Consider the following 15,129-nt stretch of genomic DNA (forward strand, 5'->3'; position numbering starts at 1 on the left):
AGTGTCTATGTCTGTACAACACCAGGATCCCCGCCACGATCCGAGCCGCGTGATCCGTGCTCCCCACGGCACCCAGCTGACCGCCAAGAGCTGGCTCACCGAAGCGCCACTGCGGATGCTGATGAACAACCTGGATCCGGATGTTGCCGAGCATCCCCAGTCCCTGGTGGTGTACGGCGGCATCGGCCGCGCCGCCCGAAACTGGGCCTGCTATGACAAGATCGTCGAGGTACTGACCCGGCTCGAGGACGATCAGACCCTGCTGGTGCAATCCGGCAAGCCGGTCGGGGTGTTCCAGACCCACAAGGATGCGCCGCGGGTGCTCATCGCCAACTCCAACCTGGTGCCCCACTGGGCCAACTGGGAGCACTTCAACGAGCTCGATAAAAAGGGTTTGATGATGTACGGCCAGATGACCGCTGGCTCCTGGATCTACATCGGTACCCAGGGCATCGTCCAGGGCACCTACGAGACCTTCTTCGCCGTGGCCAACCAGCACTTCAACGGCGAGCCCAAGGGCCGCTGGATCCTGACCGGGGGCCTGGGCGGCATGGGCGGCGCCCAGCCCCTGGCCGCCACCATGGCCGGCTTCTCCATGATCGCCGTGGAGTGTGACGAGACCCGCATCGACTTCCGCCTCAAGACCCGCTACGTCGACAAGAAGGCCTACAGCCTGGATGAGGCGCTGGCCATGGTCGAGGAAGCCAAACAGAGCGGCACCGCCGTCTCCGTCGGCCTGCTCGGCAACGCCGCCGACGTCTTCGCCGAGCTGGTGGCCCGCGGCATCACCCCGGACGTGGTGACCGACCAGACCTCCGCCCATGACCCGGTACACGGCTACCTGCCCCAGGGCTGGAGCGTGGCCCAGTGGCGCGATCTGCAGAAGAGTGCGCCGGAAGAGGTCAATGTCGCCGCCCGCCGCTCCATGGCCCGTCAGGTTGAAGCCATGCTGACCCTGCAGGCCCGCGGCGCAGCGACCCTGGACTACGGCAACAACATCCGCCAGATGGCGCTGGAAGAGGGGGTCAAGAATGCCTTCGACTTCCCCGGCTTCGTCCCGGCCTACATCCGTCCGCTGTTCTGCGAAGGGATAGGTCCGTTCCGCTGGGTCGCGCTCTCCGGCGATCCGGAAGACATCTACAAGACCGACCAGAAGGTCAAAGAGCTGATCCCGGACGATCCCCACCTGCACAACTGGCTCGACATGGCCCGTGAGCGCATCGCCTTCCAGGGCCTGCCGGCGCGTATCTGCTGGGTCGGGGTCAAGGATCGGGTGCGCCTCGGTCTGGCCTTCAACGAGATGGTCAAGAACGGCGAGCTGAAGGCGCCGGTCGTCATCGGTCGCGACCACCTGGACTCCGGTTCCGTGGCGAGCCCGAACCGTGAAACCGAATCCATGATGGATGGCTCCGATGCCGTCTCCGACTGGCCGCTGCTCAACGCCCTGCTCAACACCGCAGGCGGCGCGACCTGGGTCTCCCTGCACCACGGTGGCGGTGTCGGCATGGGCTTCTCCCAGCACTCCGGCGTGGTGATCGTCTGTGACGGCAGCGACGACGCCGCCAAGCGGGTCGGCCGCGTGCTGCGCAACGACCCGGCCACCGGCGTGATGCGTCATGCGGACGCGGGCTACGAGATTGCCATCAACTGCGCCCACGAGGCGAAACTGGATCTGCCGATGCTGCACGCAGCCGGTAAAGGGGTGAAATAAGATGTTTGAACTCAATCTGCAACCGGGCAAGCTCTGCCTCGCCACCCTGCGCCGCGTTAGCCGCGAGCCGGTACACGTCAGCCTGGATCCGTCCGCTCTGCCGGGGATCCACGCCTCCGCCGCCGTGGTCACCAAGGTGATCGAGCAGAATCGCGTGGTGTACGGCATCAACACCGGCTTTGGCCTCCTGGCCAACACCCGCATTCCGGTGGAGCAGCTGGACGAGCTGCAGCGCTCCATCGTGCTCTCCCATGCCGCCGGCATCGGCGAGTACATGGATGACGCCACCGTGCGCCTGATGATGGTGCTGAAACTGAACTCCCTGGCCCGCGGCTTCTCCGGCATCCGCCTGGTGGTGCTGGAGGCCCTGATGCGCCTCATCAACGCCGAGGTCTACCCCGTGGTACCGAAGAAGGGCTCCGTCGGCGCCTCCGGCGACTTGGCGCCCCTGGCCCACATGAGCTGCCTGCTCATCGGGGAAGGCAAGGCGCGCCACAAGGGTGAGCTGATCGACGCCGCCACTGCCCTGAAGATTGCAGGCCTGGAGGCCATCTCCCTGGCGCCGAAAGAGGGGCTGGCCCTGCTCAACGGCACCCAGGCGAGCACCGCCTTCGCGCTGGAAGGGCTGTTCCACGCCGAAGACCTCTACGCCGGTGCCATTACAATCGGTGCCATGAGCGTGGAGGCGGCCCTCGGCAGCCGCCGTCCCTTCGATGCCCGCATTCATGAGGTGCGCGGCCAGCGCGGCCAGATCGATGCGGCCGCCTGCTACCGCCACCTGCTGGTGGATGGCAGCGAGATCGGCATGTCCCACCACAACTGCGAGAAGGTGCAGGATCCCTACTCCCTGCGCTGCCAGCCGCAGGTGATGGGCGCCTGTCTGACCCAGATCCGTCAGGCCGCCGAGGTGCTGGTGTGCGAGGCCAACGCGGTTTCCGACAATCCCCTGGTGTTTGCCGATGATGAAGAGATCATCTCCGGCGGTAACTTCCACGCAGAGCCGGTGGCCTTCGCCGCCGACAACCTGGCGCTGGCCATCGCCGAGATCGGCTCCCTGTCAGAGCGTCGCATGGCGCTGCTCATCGACTCGCGCATGTCCGGTCTGCCGGCCTTCCTGGTCAACAACGGTGGCGTGAACTCCGGCTTCATGATCGCCCAGGTCACCTCGGCAGCGCTCGCCTCCGAGAACAAGACCCTGGCCCACCCGGCCTCGGTGGACAGCCTGCCCACCTCGGCGAACCAGGAGGACCACGTCTCCATGGCCACCTTCGCCGGTCGCCGTCTGGCGGACATGGCGGAGAACACCCGCGGTATCCTGGCAGTCGAGCTGCTGGCGGCGGCCCAGGGGCTCGACTTCCGCGCGCCGCTGCGTTCTACCGAGCTCATCGAGCTGGCCAAGGGCCGTCTGCGTGAAGAGGTCAGCTTCTACGACAAGGACAGGTATTTCGCGCCGGACATCGAGGCGGCGGCCGCGCTGCTGGGCCGTGCCAGCTACAACGACCTGATCCCGGCCGGGACCCTGCCCAGCCTCTGAATCGAAGCCTGAGCAAACCATAAAAAAAGACCGCCCATGGGGCGGTCTTTTTATTTCTGGGCTTTGGGTGCCGCTCCTGTCCTTGGCCATCGGGAGCGGGCTGACCAGCTGCGGACACTGTTATCCGTGTTCGAATATCAGGCACCGGTGGGCCGTGAAGGGCACCATGAAGAGTTGGCGCCGTTAGCCATGCTCGAACATCAGGAACAGGTAGACCACGAAGAGCACCAGGTGGGTGGCGCCGTGCAGGGCGTGAGTGCGGCCGCTGCTGAAGGTCACCTTGCACACCATGAGGGTGGTGACGAGCAGTACCATGTCGGCCGGGGAGAGGCCGAGGCGCACGTCGTGGCCCACCAGGGAGCCGATGAAGAGCACCGAGGGAACGGTGAGGGCGATGGTGGCCAGCACGGAGCCGAAGTAGAGGTTCATGGCGCGCTGCAGCTGGTTGTTGAAGGCCGCCTTGATGGCGCCGACCGCCTCCGGCGCCAGCACGATACAGGCGACGATGAAGCCACCCAGGGCCGCCGGGGCCTCCATCACATGGACGCCGTGATTGATGGGGATGGCCAGCGTCTTGGCCAGCAGGATCACCACCACCAGGTAGGCCAGCAGCAGCAGGGTGTGATAGACGTTGCTCTGCAGGGGGCCGTGGTGCTCCTCGTGATCCTCGTGGTCGCTGTCGACGAAGAAGTGGCTGTGGCTGCGAGTCTGGATCAGCAGGAAGACGCCGTAGAGCAGCAGCGAGATGATGATCAGCATCCAGGACATGGCGCCGGACAGGCCGCCCTGGGAGCCCCCCTGGGTGAAGTTGGGCAGCACCAGGCAGAGCAGGGCCAGGGGAATGATGGCCACCAGATAGGATTTGACCCCGTCCAGATTGAAGTTCTGGGTGTGGTAGCGCCAGCCGCCAAACAGCAGGGTGAAGCCCACCAGGCCGTTGGTCACCAGCATCACCACCGCAAACATGGTGTCACGGGCCATGGTGGGGTTGGGCTCGTCGGTCAGCATGACGGAGGAGATCATCACCACCTCCAGGGAGATGACCGACAGGGTGAGGATCAGGGTGCCGAAAGGTTCGCCGAGCTTGATGGCAAGGGCATCGGAGTGACGGACGACGGAGAAGATGGCCCAGGTGACGACGGCCAGCAGGAGCAGCGACACCGGCAGGTAGACCGCAAGGGGGGTTGCCTCCGTCAGCAGCTCGCTGCCGAGCGTCTTGAAGAAGAGCAGGGTCAGCAGGCCGGCGGGCAGGGCAATCTCTTGGCGGATAAATGACTTCATAGGCAGTGGTTCTCATCTCGGGGCGGCGGTGGCCGACAGGGTATGGAGCGACTTGGCGTCGTCACCGGCGTGACGAACCCGCAGATGATAAAGGCTGTTGTCCGTTCAGGGGAAAATCATTTTGTTACAAATCGCGAGAGCGCCGGACCCGTCACCCGGATCCGGCGCCGCCATCAGGTGCTCGTGCGGCTCTGACTCCAGGCCATCTGCCAGATCTTCAACTGGCTGAGGGACATGGGTTTGGCATAGACATAACCCTGGATGAGATACACGCCATGCTCGCTCAGATAGTCGACCTGGGCCTGGGTCTCGACCCCTTCGGCGATCATCTCCATGCCCGATTTGAGGCCGAAAGCGATGGTGGCATCCAGCACGCTGCGCTTGAGGTCGTCCGTGCCTATGGTATCCACGAACATCTTGTCGATCTTGATCTGGCGAATGCCGAGCCGTTGCAGGTAGGCAAAGCCGCCATAGCCGGTGCCGAAGTCATCCAGCTTGAAGTGATAGCCCCTCTCCTGCAGAGCTGCGATCTCCGCCATGGCCCCCTGGATGTGCTTGATGGGATCCCGCTCGGTGAGTTCGAAGGTGAGGCGGGCCGGCGAGGGCCAGCCATGGCGCTGCAACTGGGTGCGCAGACGAGGTTGCTCGATATGGCCCGCCACCAGATTGACGCTGACCCACTGATGCGGGGCCAGGACGGGGAGATCCGCCAGGATGCGCTCCAGCAGTTGATCCGTCATCGGCAGGATGAGCCCCTGCTCTTCCGCATAGGCGATGAAGGTGCCTGGCGACACCAGATCCCGTCCTCGCTGCCAGCGCAGCAAGGCCTCGAATCCCACTACCCTTCGGTTTCTGCTGTCCACTATGGGCTGATAGAAGGGGATGAACTCCCGCCGAGCCAGCCCTCTTTGCAGCAATCCTTTGAGGGATCGCCGGTAGTTTCTAAGGCCCCAGTAGAGGGCCGCCAGCAGCACCCCCAGCGCCCCGGCCGACCAGAGGCCATCACGGTGTATCTGTGAGCGGGCGTAGCGTTTCAGTGCCTCGCCAGCCCAGAGGGTCTGTTCCACCTGATGCTGGGGGTCGAAACTGAGCAGCCGCATCGGGTTTGCCTCTTCTCGAATGTGCTTGTTGCCACGGGGGAAAAAGAGCCCGGACTGGGTCGGGTGCTTGTGGTTGAACTCCAGGTAGAAACAGTCGTTGCAGGGGGGGCGCAGCAGCTCATGGCTCCAACTGCTGTCGAGCACCCAATAGGCCAGATTGCCGTTGCGTCTCGCATAGACCAGGGTTTCGCGTTCGGTATCGAACATGGGGGCCGTGCTGGAAATATGAAAGTCGGGGGAGACCGGTATGCCGGCGTCGGCAAGCTGGGGCAGGGCGGGGCCCAGGGTGGAGCAGCCGCTCCCGTTGGCAAGCTGCAGGCCGGCCAGGCGAATATGGCGGTTGTAATACTGGGGTGAGCGCAGCAGCGCCATGTCTTTGGGGCCGCAATCGAAGGCAAAGTGGGCGAGTTGAGCGGGGACATCGTGATCCAGGAGCTGGTTGCGCTCCTGCTGGTAGTCGAGCAGAGCCCTTTCCTTTGTCTGCAACAGGTGGTGAGCCAGCTTGTCGCTCAACAGGGGGGTGAGCAACAGCATCAGCAGCGGGGGCAAACAGAAGAGGCCCAGAGGAATCCATAACGGAGATCGTGCAGACATGGTGGGCACCCTTCTTCCCTGAAATGAAACAACCCGATTGAGGCTCAAGCATCATAGCATTAGCTGCATCGATTTGAGCCAAGTTGGTCACACTTGGAACAAAAACGATAATTAATTGATAAATAAAGGATATGGCTACACACCTGAACGAGATTCAATCGCTGACCTGTCATAAATGACAATTGTCCAGCTTATCTGAAGTGGCTAAAGTAACGGTGCGGTTTGACTCACCGTGTGTTCAATACTCCTGTATCTATTTTTGTCAGTAGCACAGAGTGTTAGTTTTGATATGAGTGTTTCTTTTGGTCCCCGTTGTGGGACCATTTTTCTGTCCGCTCCTCAGCCTGTGTCCCCTCGTTCTCTCCCTTGATGCCTCTTTTGCGGCCCGCGCAACGGCGCCGCATGACGCATCCGCCCGCTTATTTGCAGAAGCGGGATCTTCATCCATAGGCGGCGTTTGGTCTGGGCTGATACCATGATGCCCTATGGATGCTGTCGGCTACGGAAAGGCACATGAAACTGACCACTCAACTCGTCTCTTTTATTACGCTGTGCGTGATCTCGGCCATGGCCATGGTGATGCTCGGCGGGGTCTTCAGTTTCCGCCAGATGGGAATGGAGCTGCAGCAGAACCGGGTCGACTCCCTGGTGGAGATCATCGACAAGCAGCTCGGGGTGACCGATGACCAGCAAGCCCTTGCCCGCTGGCTGCCCTCCCTGTTGCGGGCCTCCCATGTGGTGGAGCTGGAGATCCGTCAGGACAAGCAGCGGGTCTACTGGTTTCGCGATGTGCAGCAGCAGACGGACGAGAGCCTGCTGATCGCCTACAGCGAGGCGATCCCCAATCAGGCCGGGATGCGGGCCGACTTCAAGCTGGACAGGCCGTTCAAGGAGTTCGAGTACTCCATGAAGGCGATGTTCGGCATCTCTCTGGGTATCTTCATCGTGGTGTTCGGGCTCTGGTACTCCATCCGCTGGCTCCGTCAGCAGTTGCGCGGTGCCGAACTGCTGGCAGAGCGTGCCCAGCTGATCCTGGATGGCAAGCTGACCAAGCTGGCCCATGACCCTGCCGAAGAGTGGCCTGTTTCGGCCAGTCAGGCCCTCACCCATCTGCTGACCGAGCTGGCCGACGCCCGCAAGGAGCGCAGCCGCTTCGACAACTTCATCCGCAGCAACGCCTTCGTCGACAAGACGACGGGCATCGGCAACCGCCTCTTCTTCGACAACCGGCTGGAGAGCGCCATCATGGAAGCAAGCGTGATCAGCGGCGGCGTGCTGCTGATCGAGCTGGCCGGTCTGGAGGAGCTGGATCCCGAGCTGAGCGGGCGCCCGAGCCAGGAACTCCTGATGGAGGCGAGCGCCACCATCGCCGCCTTCGTGCGCAAGCACAGCGGAGCCCTGCAGGCGCGCTATGCCGGTCAGGTCTTTGCCGTGCTGCTGCCGAACATGTCAGAGAGCGAGATGGTTGACGGCGCCAGCCAGTTGCTCAAGAGTCTGCAACGACTGCACTGGCCCGAAGCGGTCAATGCCGACACCGCCGTCTATCTCGGTGCGGTCTGCTATCAGGCACAGGATTCCCTGCTCAAGGTGCAGGAAGAGGCGGAGCTGGCGCTCAAGAGCGCGCGCCTGCAAGGACACAGCGGCTGGTTCCTGTTCGAGAAATCCCTCAACGAGGAGGCGAGCAGCAAGGGAACGGTGCGCTGGCGCACCCTGATCAGCCGTCGCATCGAGGAGCAGGGCATCGACTTCTACGTCCAGCCTGTGCAGCAGGAGCGGGATCAGGTGGTGTTGCAGCAGGAGCTGCTCATCCGCCTTCACGACGAACAGGGCCGGGAGCTGCAGGCGGGGGTCTTCATGCCCATGGCGGAGAAGGCCGGTCTGCTGCTGCCGCTGGACAGGCTGGTGGTGGCCCGAGCCTTGCGACTGCTGCGCCAGCGACCGGCATCGAGCTGCCCCATCAGCCTCTCTCTGTGCGCCCAGAACCTGCTCACCCGCGAGTTCCAGCGCGAGCTCTTCTTCGAGCTGTTCCAGTTGCCGCGCAGTACCAACGAGGGGTTGATCCTGCAGTTGTCGGAGTCCCAGGTGACCCGCCACTACGAGGCCCTCAAGCGGCCACTTAGGGCGATGCGCATGCTGGGGTGCAGGCTGGCCATCGATCATGCGGGCCAGGACGTGGTGAGCACCCAGTACATCAAGGAGTTCGAGATCCACTTCCTCAAGCTGCACCCCAGCCTGGTGCGGGAGATCCACCTGCGCCAGGTCAACCAGATGGCGGTACGCAGTCTGGTGGGGGGCTGTGCCAATACCCAGACCCGGGTCATCGCGGTGGGGGTGGAGAGTGGCGACGAGTGGAAGATGTTGCGACACCTGGGCGTGCATGCCGGTCAAGGTCCCTGGTTTGCCGACCCCGAGCCCCTCAACCTGCCTGACTAGCGTCCCGGCCGGGGTGACAGGCGGCCCTGCTCCTCCAGGCCCGCCAGCCCCTGCAAGCCACCGGTGTGGATGAAGATGATCTTGCTGCCGCGCGCAATGCGGCCTGCCGCCAGTTCGCGAAACAGCCCCCACATCGCCTTGCCACTGTAGATGGGTTCCAGCGGCAAGCCGGTTTCGGCACTGAATGCCTGCACCCATTGCCAGAGTGCCGGACTGAACCTGGCATAGCCGCCGTCGTGGTGATCCAGCGCGATGCGCCAGCCCGGGATGGTGGCCGCCGCCGGATGCAACCGGCATACCTCGCCGGTGATGAAGTCGGCCCCCTTGAGCACCGCGATGGCCAGGATCTGCTCCTGCGCCCGCTTGCCCGCGATGAGCCCCGCCAGGGTGCCGCCGCTGGCGCAGGGCAGCACCCAGAGATCCGGCGAGAAGGGCACCTCGTCGACCAGCTCGGCCACCCCGGGGATGGCCAGCGGGCTGCTGCCTCCTTCCGGTACCAGCAGGGTGTCGTCATCCTCGAACCGGGCAAGCCATTCGGGATCCTGGCGCCGGCGATAGTCCTGGCGGTCGACAAAAACGAGATCCATGCCCCAGCCTTTGGCCGCTTTCAGGGTGGGATTGCTGACGGTATCCCCTTCACCGCGTATGATGCCCGTGGTGCGCAGTCCCAGTCTGAGTCCTGCTGCGGCCAGGGCGTGGATGTGATTGGAGTAGGCGCCGCCAAAGGAGAGGATGTGGCCCTTGCCCAGCATCTGTGCCTGTTGCAGATGGTATTTGAGCTTTCGCCACTTGTTGCCGGAGAGGGTCGGGTGGATCAGATCGTCCCGCTTGCACCAGAGCATGACGTCATGGGCGGCCAGCAGAGGATGCCGGATCCGGTGCAGGGGGGAGGGGAGCTGAAGGGGAGCAATGGGATCGTCTCCCGCGGGTGCCAGCGTGGCCGTCGATGCGTCGTTTGTCATAAAGTTGGAGGCTAATATCCTGTTTATGTTAAGGTTTAGTCCGTTTTACGCGGCCAAATGAAGATCCAGATGAAGTCACTGTTCAGGCGTTCTCCCTCCAGCCATCAGGTCGGGATCCTGCTGGCCAGCGATCGCATTCTGCTGGCCTGCGTGGACCCGGTTCCCGTGTTTGCCAGCCAGCCTGTCAACGGCCCCCACGACTGGTCCAAGGCCCTGGCCGAGCTGTTTTCCCGGCACGGTCTGGCCAAGTCTAAGGTGCGGGTGGCCCTCGCGGCCAGCCTTTATCAGCAAATCCAGATCGACAAGCCCGCCGTCCCCGATGCCGAGATGGCGGGGGCCCTGCCCTGGGCCATCAAGGATTTCGTCAACGAGCCGGTGTTGCAGCTCGCCATGGATTATGTGGACCTGCCGACGCCCCCTGCCGGGCGTCCGCGCATCAACGTTGTCTGCATGCCCAAGAGCCGGGTGCAGCAGGTGGCGGATGCGGTCAACGGCGCGGCGACCCTGGAGGCCATCGTCAGTGACGAGCTGGCCATGACGGCCCTCTACGAGGCGGACCAGATGGTGCGCATGCTGCTCTGGCAACCCCGGGGGCAGGAGCTGCAACTGCTGGTCTTCCATCGGGGCGGACTCTGTTTCTCCCGCCAGTTGCGTGGATTTGCGAGCCTCACCGGCAGCCATGAGCCAGATGCCGACCAGCTCGACGCGCTGGCGCTGGAGATCCAGCGATCCATCGATTATCTGGCTGGCCATCTCAAGCTGCCCGAGCCCGGCCAGTTGCAACTGGCCATCGCCTCCTCCGCCATGGGGGTACTGGTGCGTCACCTGGAGCAGACATTCGGTTTCCCGGTGTCGGCCATGGCAAACAAGGCGGTACTGGCAGGAGTCGAATACCTCAGTGCCTATGGCGCGGCCCTGGGCAGGAGCGACTGATGAAACACCATATCAACCTCTATGGCGCCGAATTCCGGCCAAGACGCCTGTGGGCCAGCCTGCCCCAGATGGCGTTGGTCTGGGGCGGCGTCCTGGTGCTGCTGCTGGGGGCCACCCTCTTCTATGGCTGGCAACAGCAGGGCCTCGATCGTGAATTGGCTGGCGTGCGGGCACAGCTCGACGTGCAGCGCGGCGAGGCCAGGCGTCTCGATGCTGAGCTGGCGCGCCATCTGGCGAATGCAGACTTGCAGCGGCAACTGGCCGACAAGCGGGAAGAGCTGGGGGCCAAACAGGCGCTGATGCAGCAGCTTGGCCACCTCTCCCTGCAAAAATCCCAGGGCTATGCGGGGGTGATGGCGGACCTTGCCCGCCTGCGGGATCCCCGCCTCTCCCTGCAACGGATTGAGATAAGCGACGGGCGCATCAACCTCGCGGGTGTGGCCGAACGCAGTCAGGACGTGCCCGCCTGGGTGAACCGCTTCAAGCAGACCCCCTCCCTGGCGGGCAAGCAGTTTGGCGAGCTCACCCTGAGTCGGGACAAGGAGGGCCAGCTTGCCTTCCAGCTCAGTGGCATAGCGCGGGAGACTCCCTGATGGACATGAAGGCACAATGGCAGGGATGGGCGCAGCAGATCGCAGCCCTCAGCCTGCGCGAGCGGATCCTCATTCTGTTGACCGGGGTCGTGCTGCTCGGGGCCATGGGCATCTATGGCTGGCTGGATGACGCCGATACCCGGCTGGGCCAGGATCGGCAGGCCCTGGCTGCGGCGCAGCGGGATCTGGAGATCCTGACCCTGGAAAACCAGGGCAAGCAGGCCAGGCTGGGGCGGGATCCCGATGCCCAGGTACGCGAGCAGCTCGCCAGTGTCGAGACCACTCTGCGCCAGATGGATGCCGAGCTGCTGGCTCAGACGGTGGATCTGATCCCCGCCCACGAAATGCCCGCGGTGCTGGAGGCCCTGTTGTCCCGCTCCGCCAACCTGCATATGCTGGCGCTCACCTCCCTCAAGCCCGAGCCGCTGATGGCCGGGGAGCAGAAGGTGAACCTGTTCAGGCACGGCATCCGGCTTCAGCTGGAGGGCGGCTATTTCGATGTCTACCAGTACCTGAAAGTGCTCGAAGCCCTGCCTCGCCACTTCTACTGGAAGGGCTTTGACTACCGGGTGGTCGAGCATCCCAAGGCGGCGGTAGCGATGGAGATCTACACCCTCAGCACCAGCAAGGAGTTCATCCGTGGTTAAGCGGCATGTTGGCGGGACGGGATCCCGCATTTTTGCCTTCCCATCCTGGCGCTGGCTGGCCCTGTGGGGGAGCCTGCTCGCGCTGCAGGCCCAGGCCGAGGTGCTGCAGGATCCCACCATGCCCCTGGCGGGATCCGGCTCGGCGGCGAGTGTCGCCAAGGAGGCCGGTCTGCCCAGGTTGCAGAGCGTCATCCTGGGGAGCGGGCCCGCCCTGGCGGTGCTCGACGGTCAAAGCTACCGGGTCGGCCAGCAGGTCAACGGATTCCGGCTGGTGGGGATCAGCGCCGACAGCGTGGTGCTGGAAAAAGCGGGCAAACGCCAGACACTGACCCTGTTTGGCAGCAAGATCCGGATGTGAAGCGGGTGTCGCACGGGATGGTGCGGGCCAGGTTTGTCGAGTTTCATAGCGAGTCAGGTGCACGAATAAAATGAAAAAAAAACCTTTTTGTCTGCTTCCCCTCGCGCTGGCGGTGGTGGGTTGCACTACCTATCGTCACCCCGAGCCGGTACAGGCCAAAGATGCACTCAAGCAGGCGATGAGCGAGCAGAGCCCGACCGCCCCCCTGACTTCCCTGCCGCCCTCGGTGCAGAGCGAGCTGTTGCAGCTCAATCGTCCCCAGCAGCCGATGACCATTCCCGAGAAGCGGATGCGCATCGCGGCCCATGACGTGGACGCGGTGGAGTTCTTCGGCTCCCTGTTCAAGGGCTCCCGCTACAGCGTGGCGGTCCATCCCGGTGTGGCGGGCGTCATTTCGGTAGAGCTCAAGGACGTGACCTTGCAGGAGGCGCTGGCGACCGTCGGCGACATGTACGGCTTCGATGTGCAGCGCAAGGGCAACGTGTTCCACGTCTATCCCGCCGGTCTGCGCACCGAGACCATCCCGGTCAACTATCTGATGATGTCCCGTCGTGGCCTCTCCCGCACCTCGGTCAGCACCGGCGGGGTGACTTCTAGTGAGAACAACTCAAACAACAGCGGGTTGAATTCCAACAGCAATACCGAAATATCATCTAGCCAGAATGGCACAGGTATTTCGAGTAATTCCAATACTCAAACCACATCGAATGGTACCCAGATTGAGACTGATACCAACAGTGATTATTGGACCGACTTACGTGACACTTTGCAAACACTGATTGGAAATGGTGATGGTCGGGCTGTCATCACCAGCCCACAGGCAGGCTTGGTCACTATTCGCGCCTATCCGAAAGAGCTAAAAGCAGTCCGTGAATTCCTGACTCAATCCGAAAGTCATTTAAAACGTCAGGTCGTACTCGAAGCGCGAATTATGGAAGTAGCTCTTAGTGAAGGTTATGAGCAGGGGGTAGATTGGAGCGGTTTGACAGCTAAATAGCTGTTCCGAATAGTAGATCACCGGAGGAAGGGAACTCAGTCCAGTTTGTGCGATCTGATTAGTCGCTAAACAAAACAAGCCACACCCAAAGGACTGAGTTGATGCCTATCCTACCACCTCTGCCACGACCACAACGGCGCCGCATTCACAAAATCATCCATGCCACCCGTGATAAAGGACATGCTCGTCGCTTGATGGCCATCTTGCTGTTACATGAAGGACGCACGATCACCGATGTTCATCACCTTACCGGCGCTGCGCGCTCGACCATCGGTCGTTGGCTTCGGTGGTATCGAGATGAAGGCATAGATGCGCTAGAAGCCTTACCGGCTGGCCGTGCCCCAGTCTTACCTATCGCCAAGATTGTCACCTTACTGGTGCTGCTCATGCAGTTTTCTCCGCAAGATTTTGGTTATCAGCGCAGCCGTTGGTGTACTGAACTATTGGCTATAAAAATCAATCGGTTAACAGGGCTCAATGTGGCAGCCTCCACGCTCCGCCGATGGTTACCTCGTATGGGCATTGTCTGGCGCAGGCCCGTGCCGACCTTGCGGATAAAAGACCCAGCCTATCAGGAAAAAATGGCGAATATCGACGCCGCGCTGGCCCGCTGTGATGCCGATAATCCGGTGTTTTATGAGGATGAAGTCGATATAGACCTCAATCCCAAATTAGGAGCCGACTGGATGTTCAGAGCGCAGCAAAAGCGGGTTGTCACACCGGGGCAGAATGCCAAGCATTATCTGGCAGGCGTTCTCCACGCAGGCAACGGAAGGGTACTTTACGTCAGCGGGATCAAGAAAAACTCATCGCTGTTTATTGCCATGCTGGAAAAGCTGCGCCACCACTACCGACGAGCCAAAACCATCACGTTGATCCTCGATAACTACATCATTCACAAAAGCAAACAGACCGAGCGATGGTTGAAGAAGAATCCCAAGTTCTGCCTGGTGTTCCAGCCAGTTTACAGCCCTTGGGTTAATCACATAGAACGGCTATGGCACAAGTTACATGAAACCATCACGCGCAATCATCAATGCAGAGGGATGGCAAACCTGCTGGCCCGAGTGAAACACTTCATGGATACCGTGTCTCCTTTCCCGGGGAATGGCTATGGCACAGCGAAGGTGTAGCACTATTGGGATCAGTTATTTAGTTGGGATGGCAATAAAGGTATTCCCAAGGTGGCTCAGCCAGACCTGATGGCGCCTAATATCCCAGAGAGTCAGCAGACCTATAACCTGCTTAAGGGGGGAGGATCCCTTGGCGAGAGTCTGGTTGGTGCAGTAAATCCGATCTTTAACGCAATTGGTGGGGGGGCTGGTTTCACTATTACTGACGGCAACTTCAATGTGGCGGTCAACCTGCTCAAGACTCAGGGGGATGTGAATACCCTCTCCAGCCCCCGTGTCACTGCGACAAACAATCAGAAGGCTGTGATAAAGGTCGGGACGGACGAGTACTTCGTCACCAATGCGACGACGACGATTACCTCAACCACAACAGGGACTGAGCGGACACCAAATGTTGAGTTGACCCCCTTCTTCTCCGGTATCGCGCTGGACGTAACGCCACAGATCGACGAAGAGGGCAAGGTGCTGCTTCATATCCATCCGTCAGTGATTGATACCGAAGAACAAAACAAAACCATCGATCTGGGCACCACGGGAGGCAAGATGACCTTGCCGCTCGCCAAGAGCTCGATCCGCGAGTCGGATACCGTGGTGCAGGCCAACAATGGGGACATCATCGTCATCGGTGGTCTGATGAAGACCGACAGGCAGGAGATTGTCAGCAAGGTGCCGCTACTGGGGGATATTCCCTGGGTGGGCGAAGCCTTTACCAACCGCCGCGAGAGCACCAAGAAGGTGGAGTTGGTGATCATGCTCAAACCGACCGTGGTGGAGAAAGATACCTGGCAAAACGAGCTGCAACGCTCCTCCGAGCTGCTCGACAAATGGTATCCCCCCAAGGGCTGATCCGGGA

11 protein-coding genes and 2 pseudogenes are annotated in these 15,129 nt (G+C 61.9%); 10 read left to right on the forward strand and 3 right to left on the reverse strand.

What is annotated here, in order from left to right; translation table 11 throughout:
- The first annotated feature begins 7 nt into the window (after positions 1-7).
- Both hutU and hutH read left to right on the forward strand, forming a co-directional pair.
- On the forward strand, positions 8-1,711 hold the full coding sequence (gene hutU / locus I6L36_RS14450) for a urocanate hydratase (RefSeq protein ID WP_109111825.1): 1,704 nt from the start codon (positions 8-10) through the stop codon (positions 1,709-1,711).
- A 1-nt stretch (position 1,712) separates the two neighbouring features.
- Complete coding sequence (hutH, locus tag I6L36_RS14455) at positions 1,713-3,245, forward strand: histidine ammonia-lyase (protein WP_109111824.1); 1,533 nt, start codon at positions 1,713-1,715, stop codon at positions 3,243-3,245.
- A 183-nt stretch (positions 3,246-3,428) separates the two neighbouring features.
- Here the strand turns inward: hutH and I6L36_RS14460 are convergent, their stop codons facing one another.
- Both I6L36_RS14460 and I6L36_RS14465 read right to left on the reverse strand, forming a co-directional pair.
- A complete protein-coding gene (locus tag I6L36_RS14460; protein WP_109111823.1) occupies positions 3,429-4,526 on the reverse strand; it encodes a calcium:proton antiporter in 1,098 nt (365 codons plus the stop codon).
- 173 nt (positions 4,527-4,699) lie between these two features.
- Positions 4,700-6,220, reverse strand: coding sequence for an EAL domain-containing protein (locus I6L36_RS14465; RefSeq protein ID WP_109111822.1), 1,521 nt, complete (start codon positions 6,218-6,220; stop codon positions 4,700-4,702).
- A 513-nt stretch (positions 6,221-6,733) separates the two neighbouring features.
- Between I6L36_RS14465 and I6L36_RS14470 the strand changes: the two genes are divergently transcribed.
- Complete coding sequence (locus I6L36_RS14470; protein ID WP_069652323.1) at positions 6,734-8,653, forward strand: EAL domain-containing protein; 1,920 nt, start codon at positions 6,734-6,736, stop codon at positions 8,651-8,653.
- Here the strand turns inward: I6L36_RS14470 and I6L36_RS14475 are convergent.
- Complete coding sequence (locus I6L36_RS14475) at positions 8,650-9,615, reverse strand: 1-aminocyclopropane-1-carboxylate deaminase/D-cysteine desulfhydrase (RefSeq protein ID WP_109111821.1); 966 nt, start codon at positions 9,613-9,615, stop codon at positions 8,650-8,652. The genes I6L36_RS14470 and I6L36_RS14475 overlap by 4 nt on opposite strands.
- A 69-nt stretch (positions 9,616-9,684) precedes the next feature.
- On the opposite strand from I6L36_RS14475, the gene I6L36_RS14480 reads away from it, so the two are divergent.
- The 7 genes and pseudogenes from I6L36_RS14480 to I6L36_RS14510 all read left to right on the forward strand — a co-directional run.
- Complete coding sequence (locus I6L36_RS14480; protein ID WP_041214302.1) at positions 9,685-10,548, forward strand: hypothetical protein; 864 nt, start codon at positions 9,685-9,687, stop codon at positions 10,546-10,548.
- Positions 10,548-11,141, forward strand: coding sequence for a PilN domain-containing protein (locus tag I6L36_RS14485; protein WP_010672617.1), 594 nt, complete (start codon positions 10,548-10,550; stop codon positions 11,139-11,141). Before I6L36_RS14480 ends, I6L36_RS14485 begins: the two co-directional genes overlap by 1 nt.
- Entirely contained in the window at positions 11,141-11,788 is a 648-nt protein-coding gene (locus I6L36_RS14490; protein ID WP_069652321.1) for an MSHA biogenesis protein MshJ, read from the forward strand. The genes I6L36_RS14485 and I6L36_RS14490 overlap by 1 nt, the downstream gene beginning before the upstream one ends.
- 55 nt (positions 11,789-11,843) lie before the next feature.
- Positions 11,844-12,146, forward strand: coding sequence for an MSHA biogenesis protein MshK (locus I6L36_RS14495; protein WP_029313533.1), 303 nt, complete (start codon positions 11,844-11,846; stop codon positions 12,144-12,146).
- A gap of 70 nt (positions 12,147-12,216) precedes the next feature.
- Positions 12,217-13,137 (forward strand): annotated as a pseudogene (locus tag I6L36_RS14500) (secretin N-terminal domain-containing protein); the annotation flags it as partial.
- 107 nt (positions 13,138-13,244) lie between these two features.
- Entirely contained in the window at positions 13,245-14,276 is a 1,032-nt protein-coding gene (locus I6L36_RS14505) for an IS630-like element ISAhy2 family transposase (RefSeq protein WP_001809438.1), read from the forward strand.
- A 162-nt stretch (positions 14,277-14,438) separates the two neighbouring features.
- A pseudogene (locus I6L36_RS14510) lies at positions 14,439-15,122 on the forward strand (type II secretion system protein GspD); the annotation flags it as partial.
- Positions 15,123-15,129 lie beyond the last annotated feature (7 nt).

Origin of the sequence: Aeromonas sp. FDAARGOS 1406 (assembly GCF_019048565.1) — a bacterium.
GTDB classification, from domain to species: domain Bacteria; phylum Pseudomonadota; class Gammaproteobacteria; order Enterobacterales; family Aeromonadaceae; genus Aeromonas; species Aeromonas caviae.

Coding starts and splice junctions, on each gene's coding strand:
- hutU (WP_109111825.1), top strand. CDS start 8: ATGTCTGTACAACACCAGGATCCCCGCCACGATCCGAGCCGCGTGATC.
- hutH (WP_109111824.1), top strand. CDS start 1,713: ATGTTTGAACTCAATCTGCAACCGGGCAAGCTCTGCCTCGCCACCCTG.
- I6L36_RS14460 (WP_109111823.1), bottom strand. CDS start 4,526: ATGAAGTCATTTATCCGCCAAGAGATTGCCCTGCCCGCCGGCCTGCTG.
- I6L36_RS14465 (WP_109111822.1), bottom strand. CDS start 6,220: ATGTCTGCACGATCTCCGTTATGGATTCCTCTGGGCCTCTTCTGTTTG.
- I6L36_RS14470 (WP_069652323.1), top strand. CDS start 6,734: ATGAAACTGACCACTCAACTCGTCTCTTTTATTACGCTGTGCGTGATC.
- I6L36_RS14475 (WP_109111821.1), bottom strand. CDS start 9,615: ATGACAAACGACGCATCGACGGCCACGCTGGCACCCGCGGGAGACGAT.
- I6L36_RS14480 (WP_041214302.1), top strand. CDS start 9,685: ATGAAGTCACTGTTCAGGCGTTCTCCCTCCAGCCATCAGGTCGGGATC.
- I6L36_RS14485 (WP_010672617.1), top strand. CDS start 10,548: ATGAAACACCATATCAACCTCTATGGCGCCGAATTCCGGCCAAGACGC.
- I6L36_RS14490 (WP_069652321.1), top strand. CDS start 11,141: ATGGACATGAAGGCACAATGGCAGGGATGGGCGCAGCAGATCGCAGCC.
- I6L36_RS14505 (WP_001809438.1), top strand. CDS start 13,245: ATGCCTATCCTACCACCTCTGCCACGACCACAACGGCGCCGCATTCAC.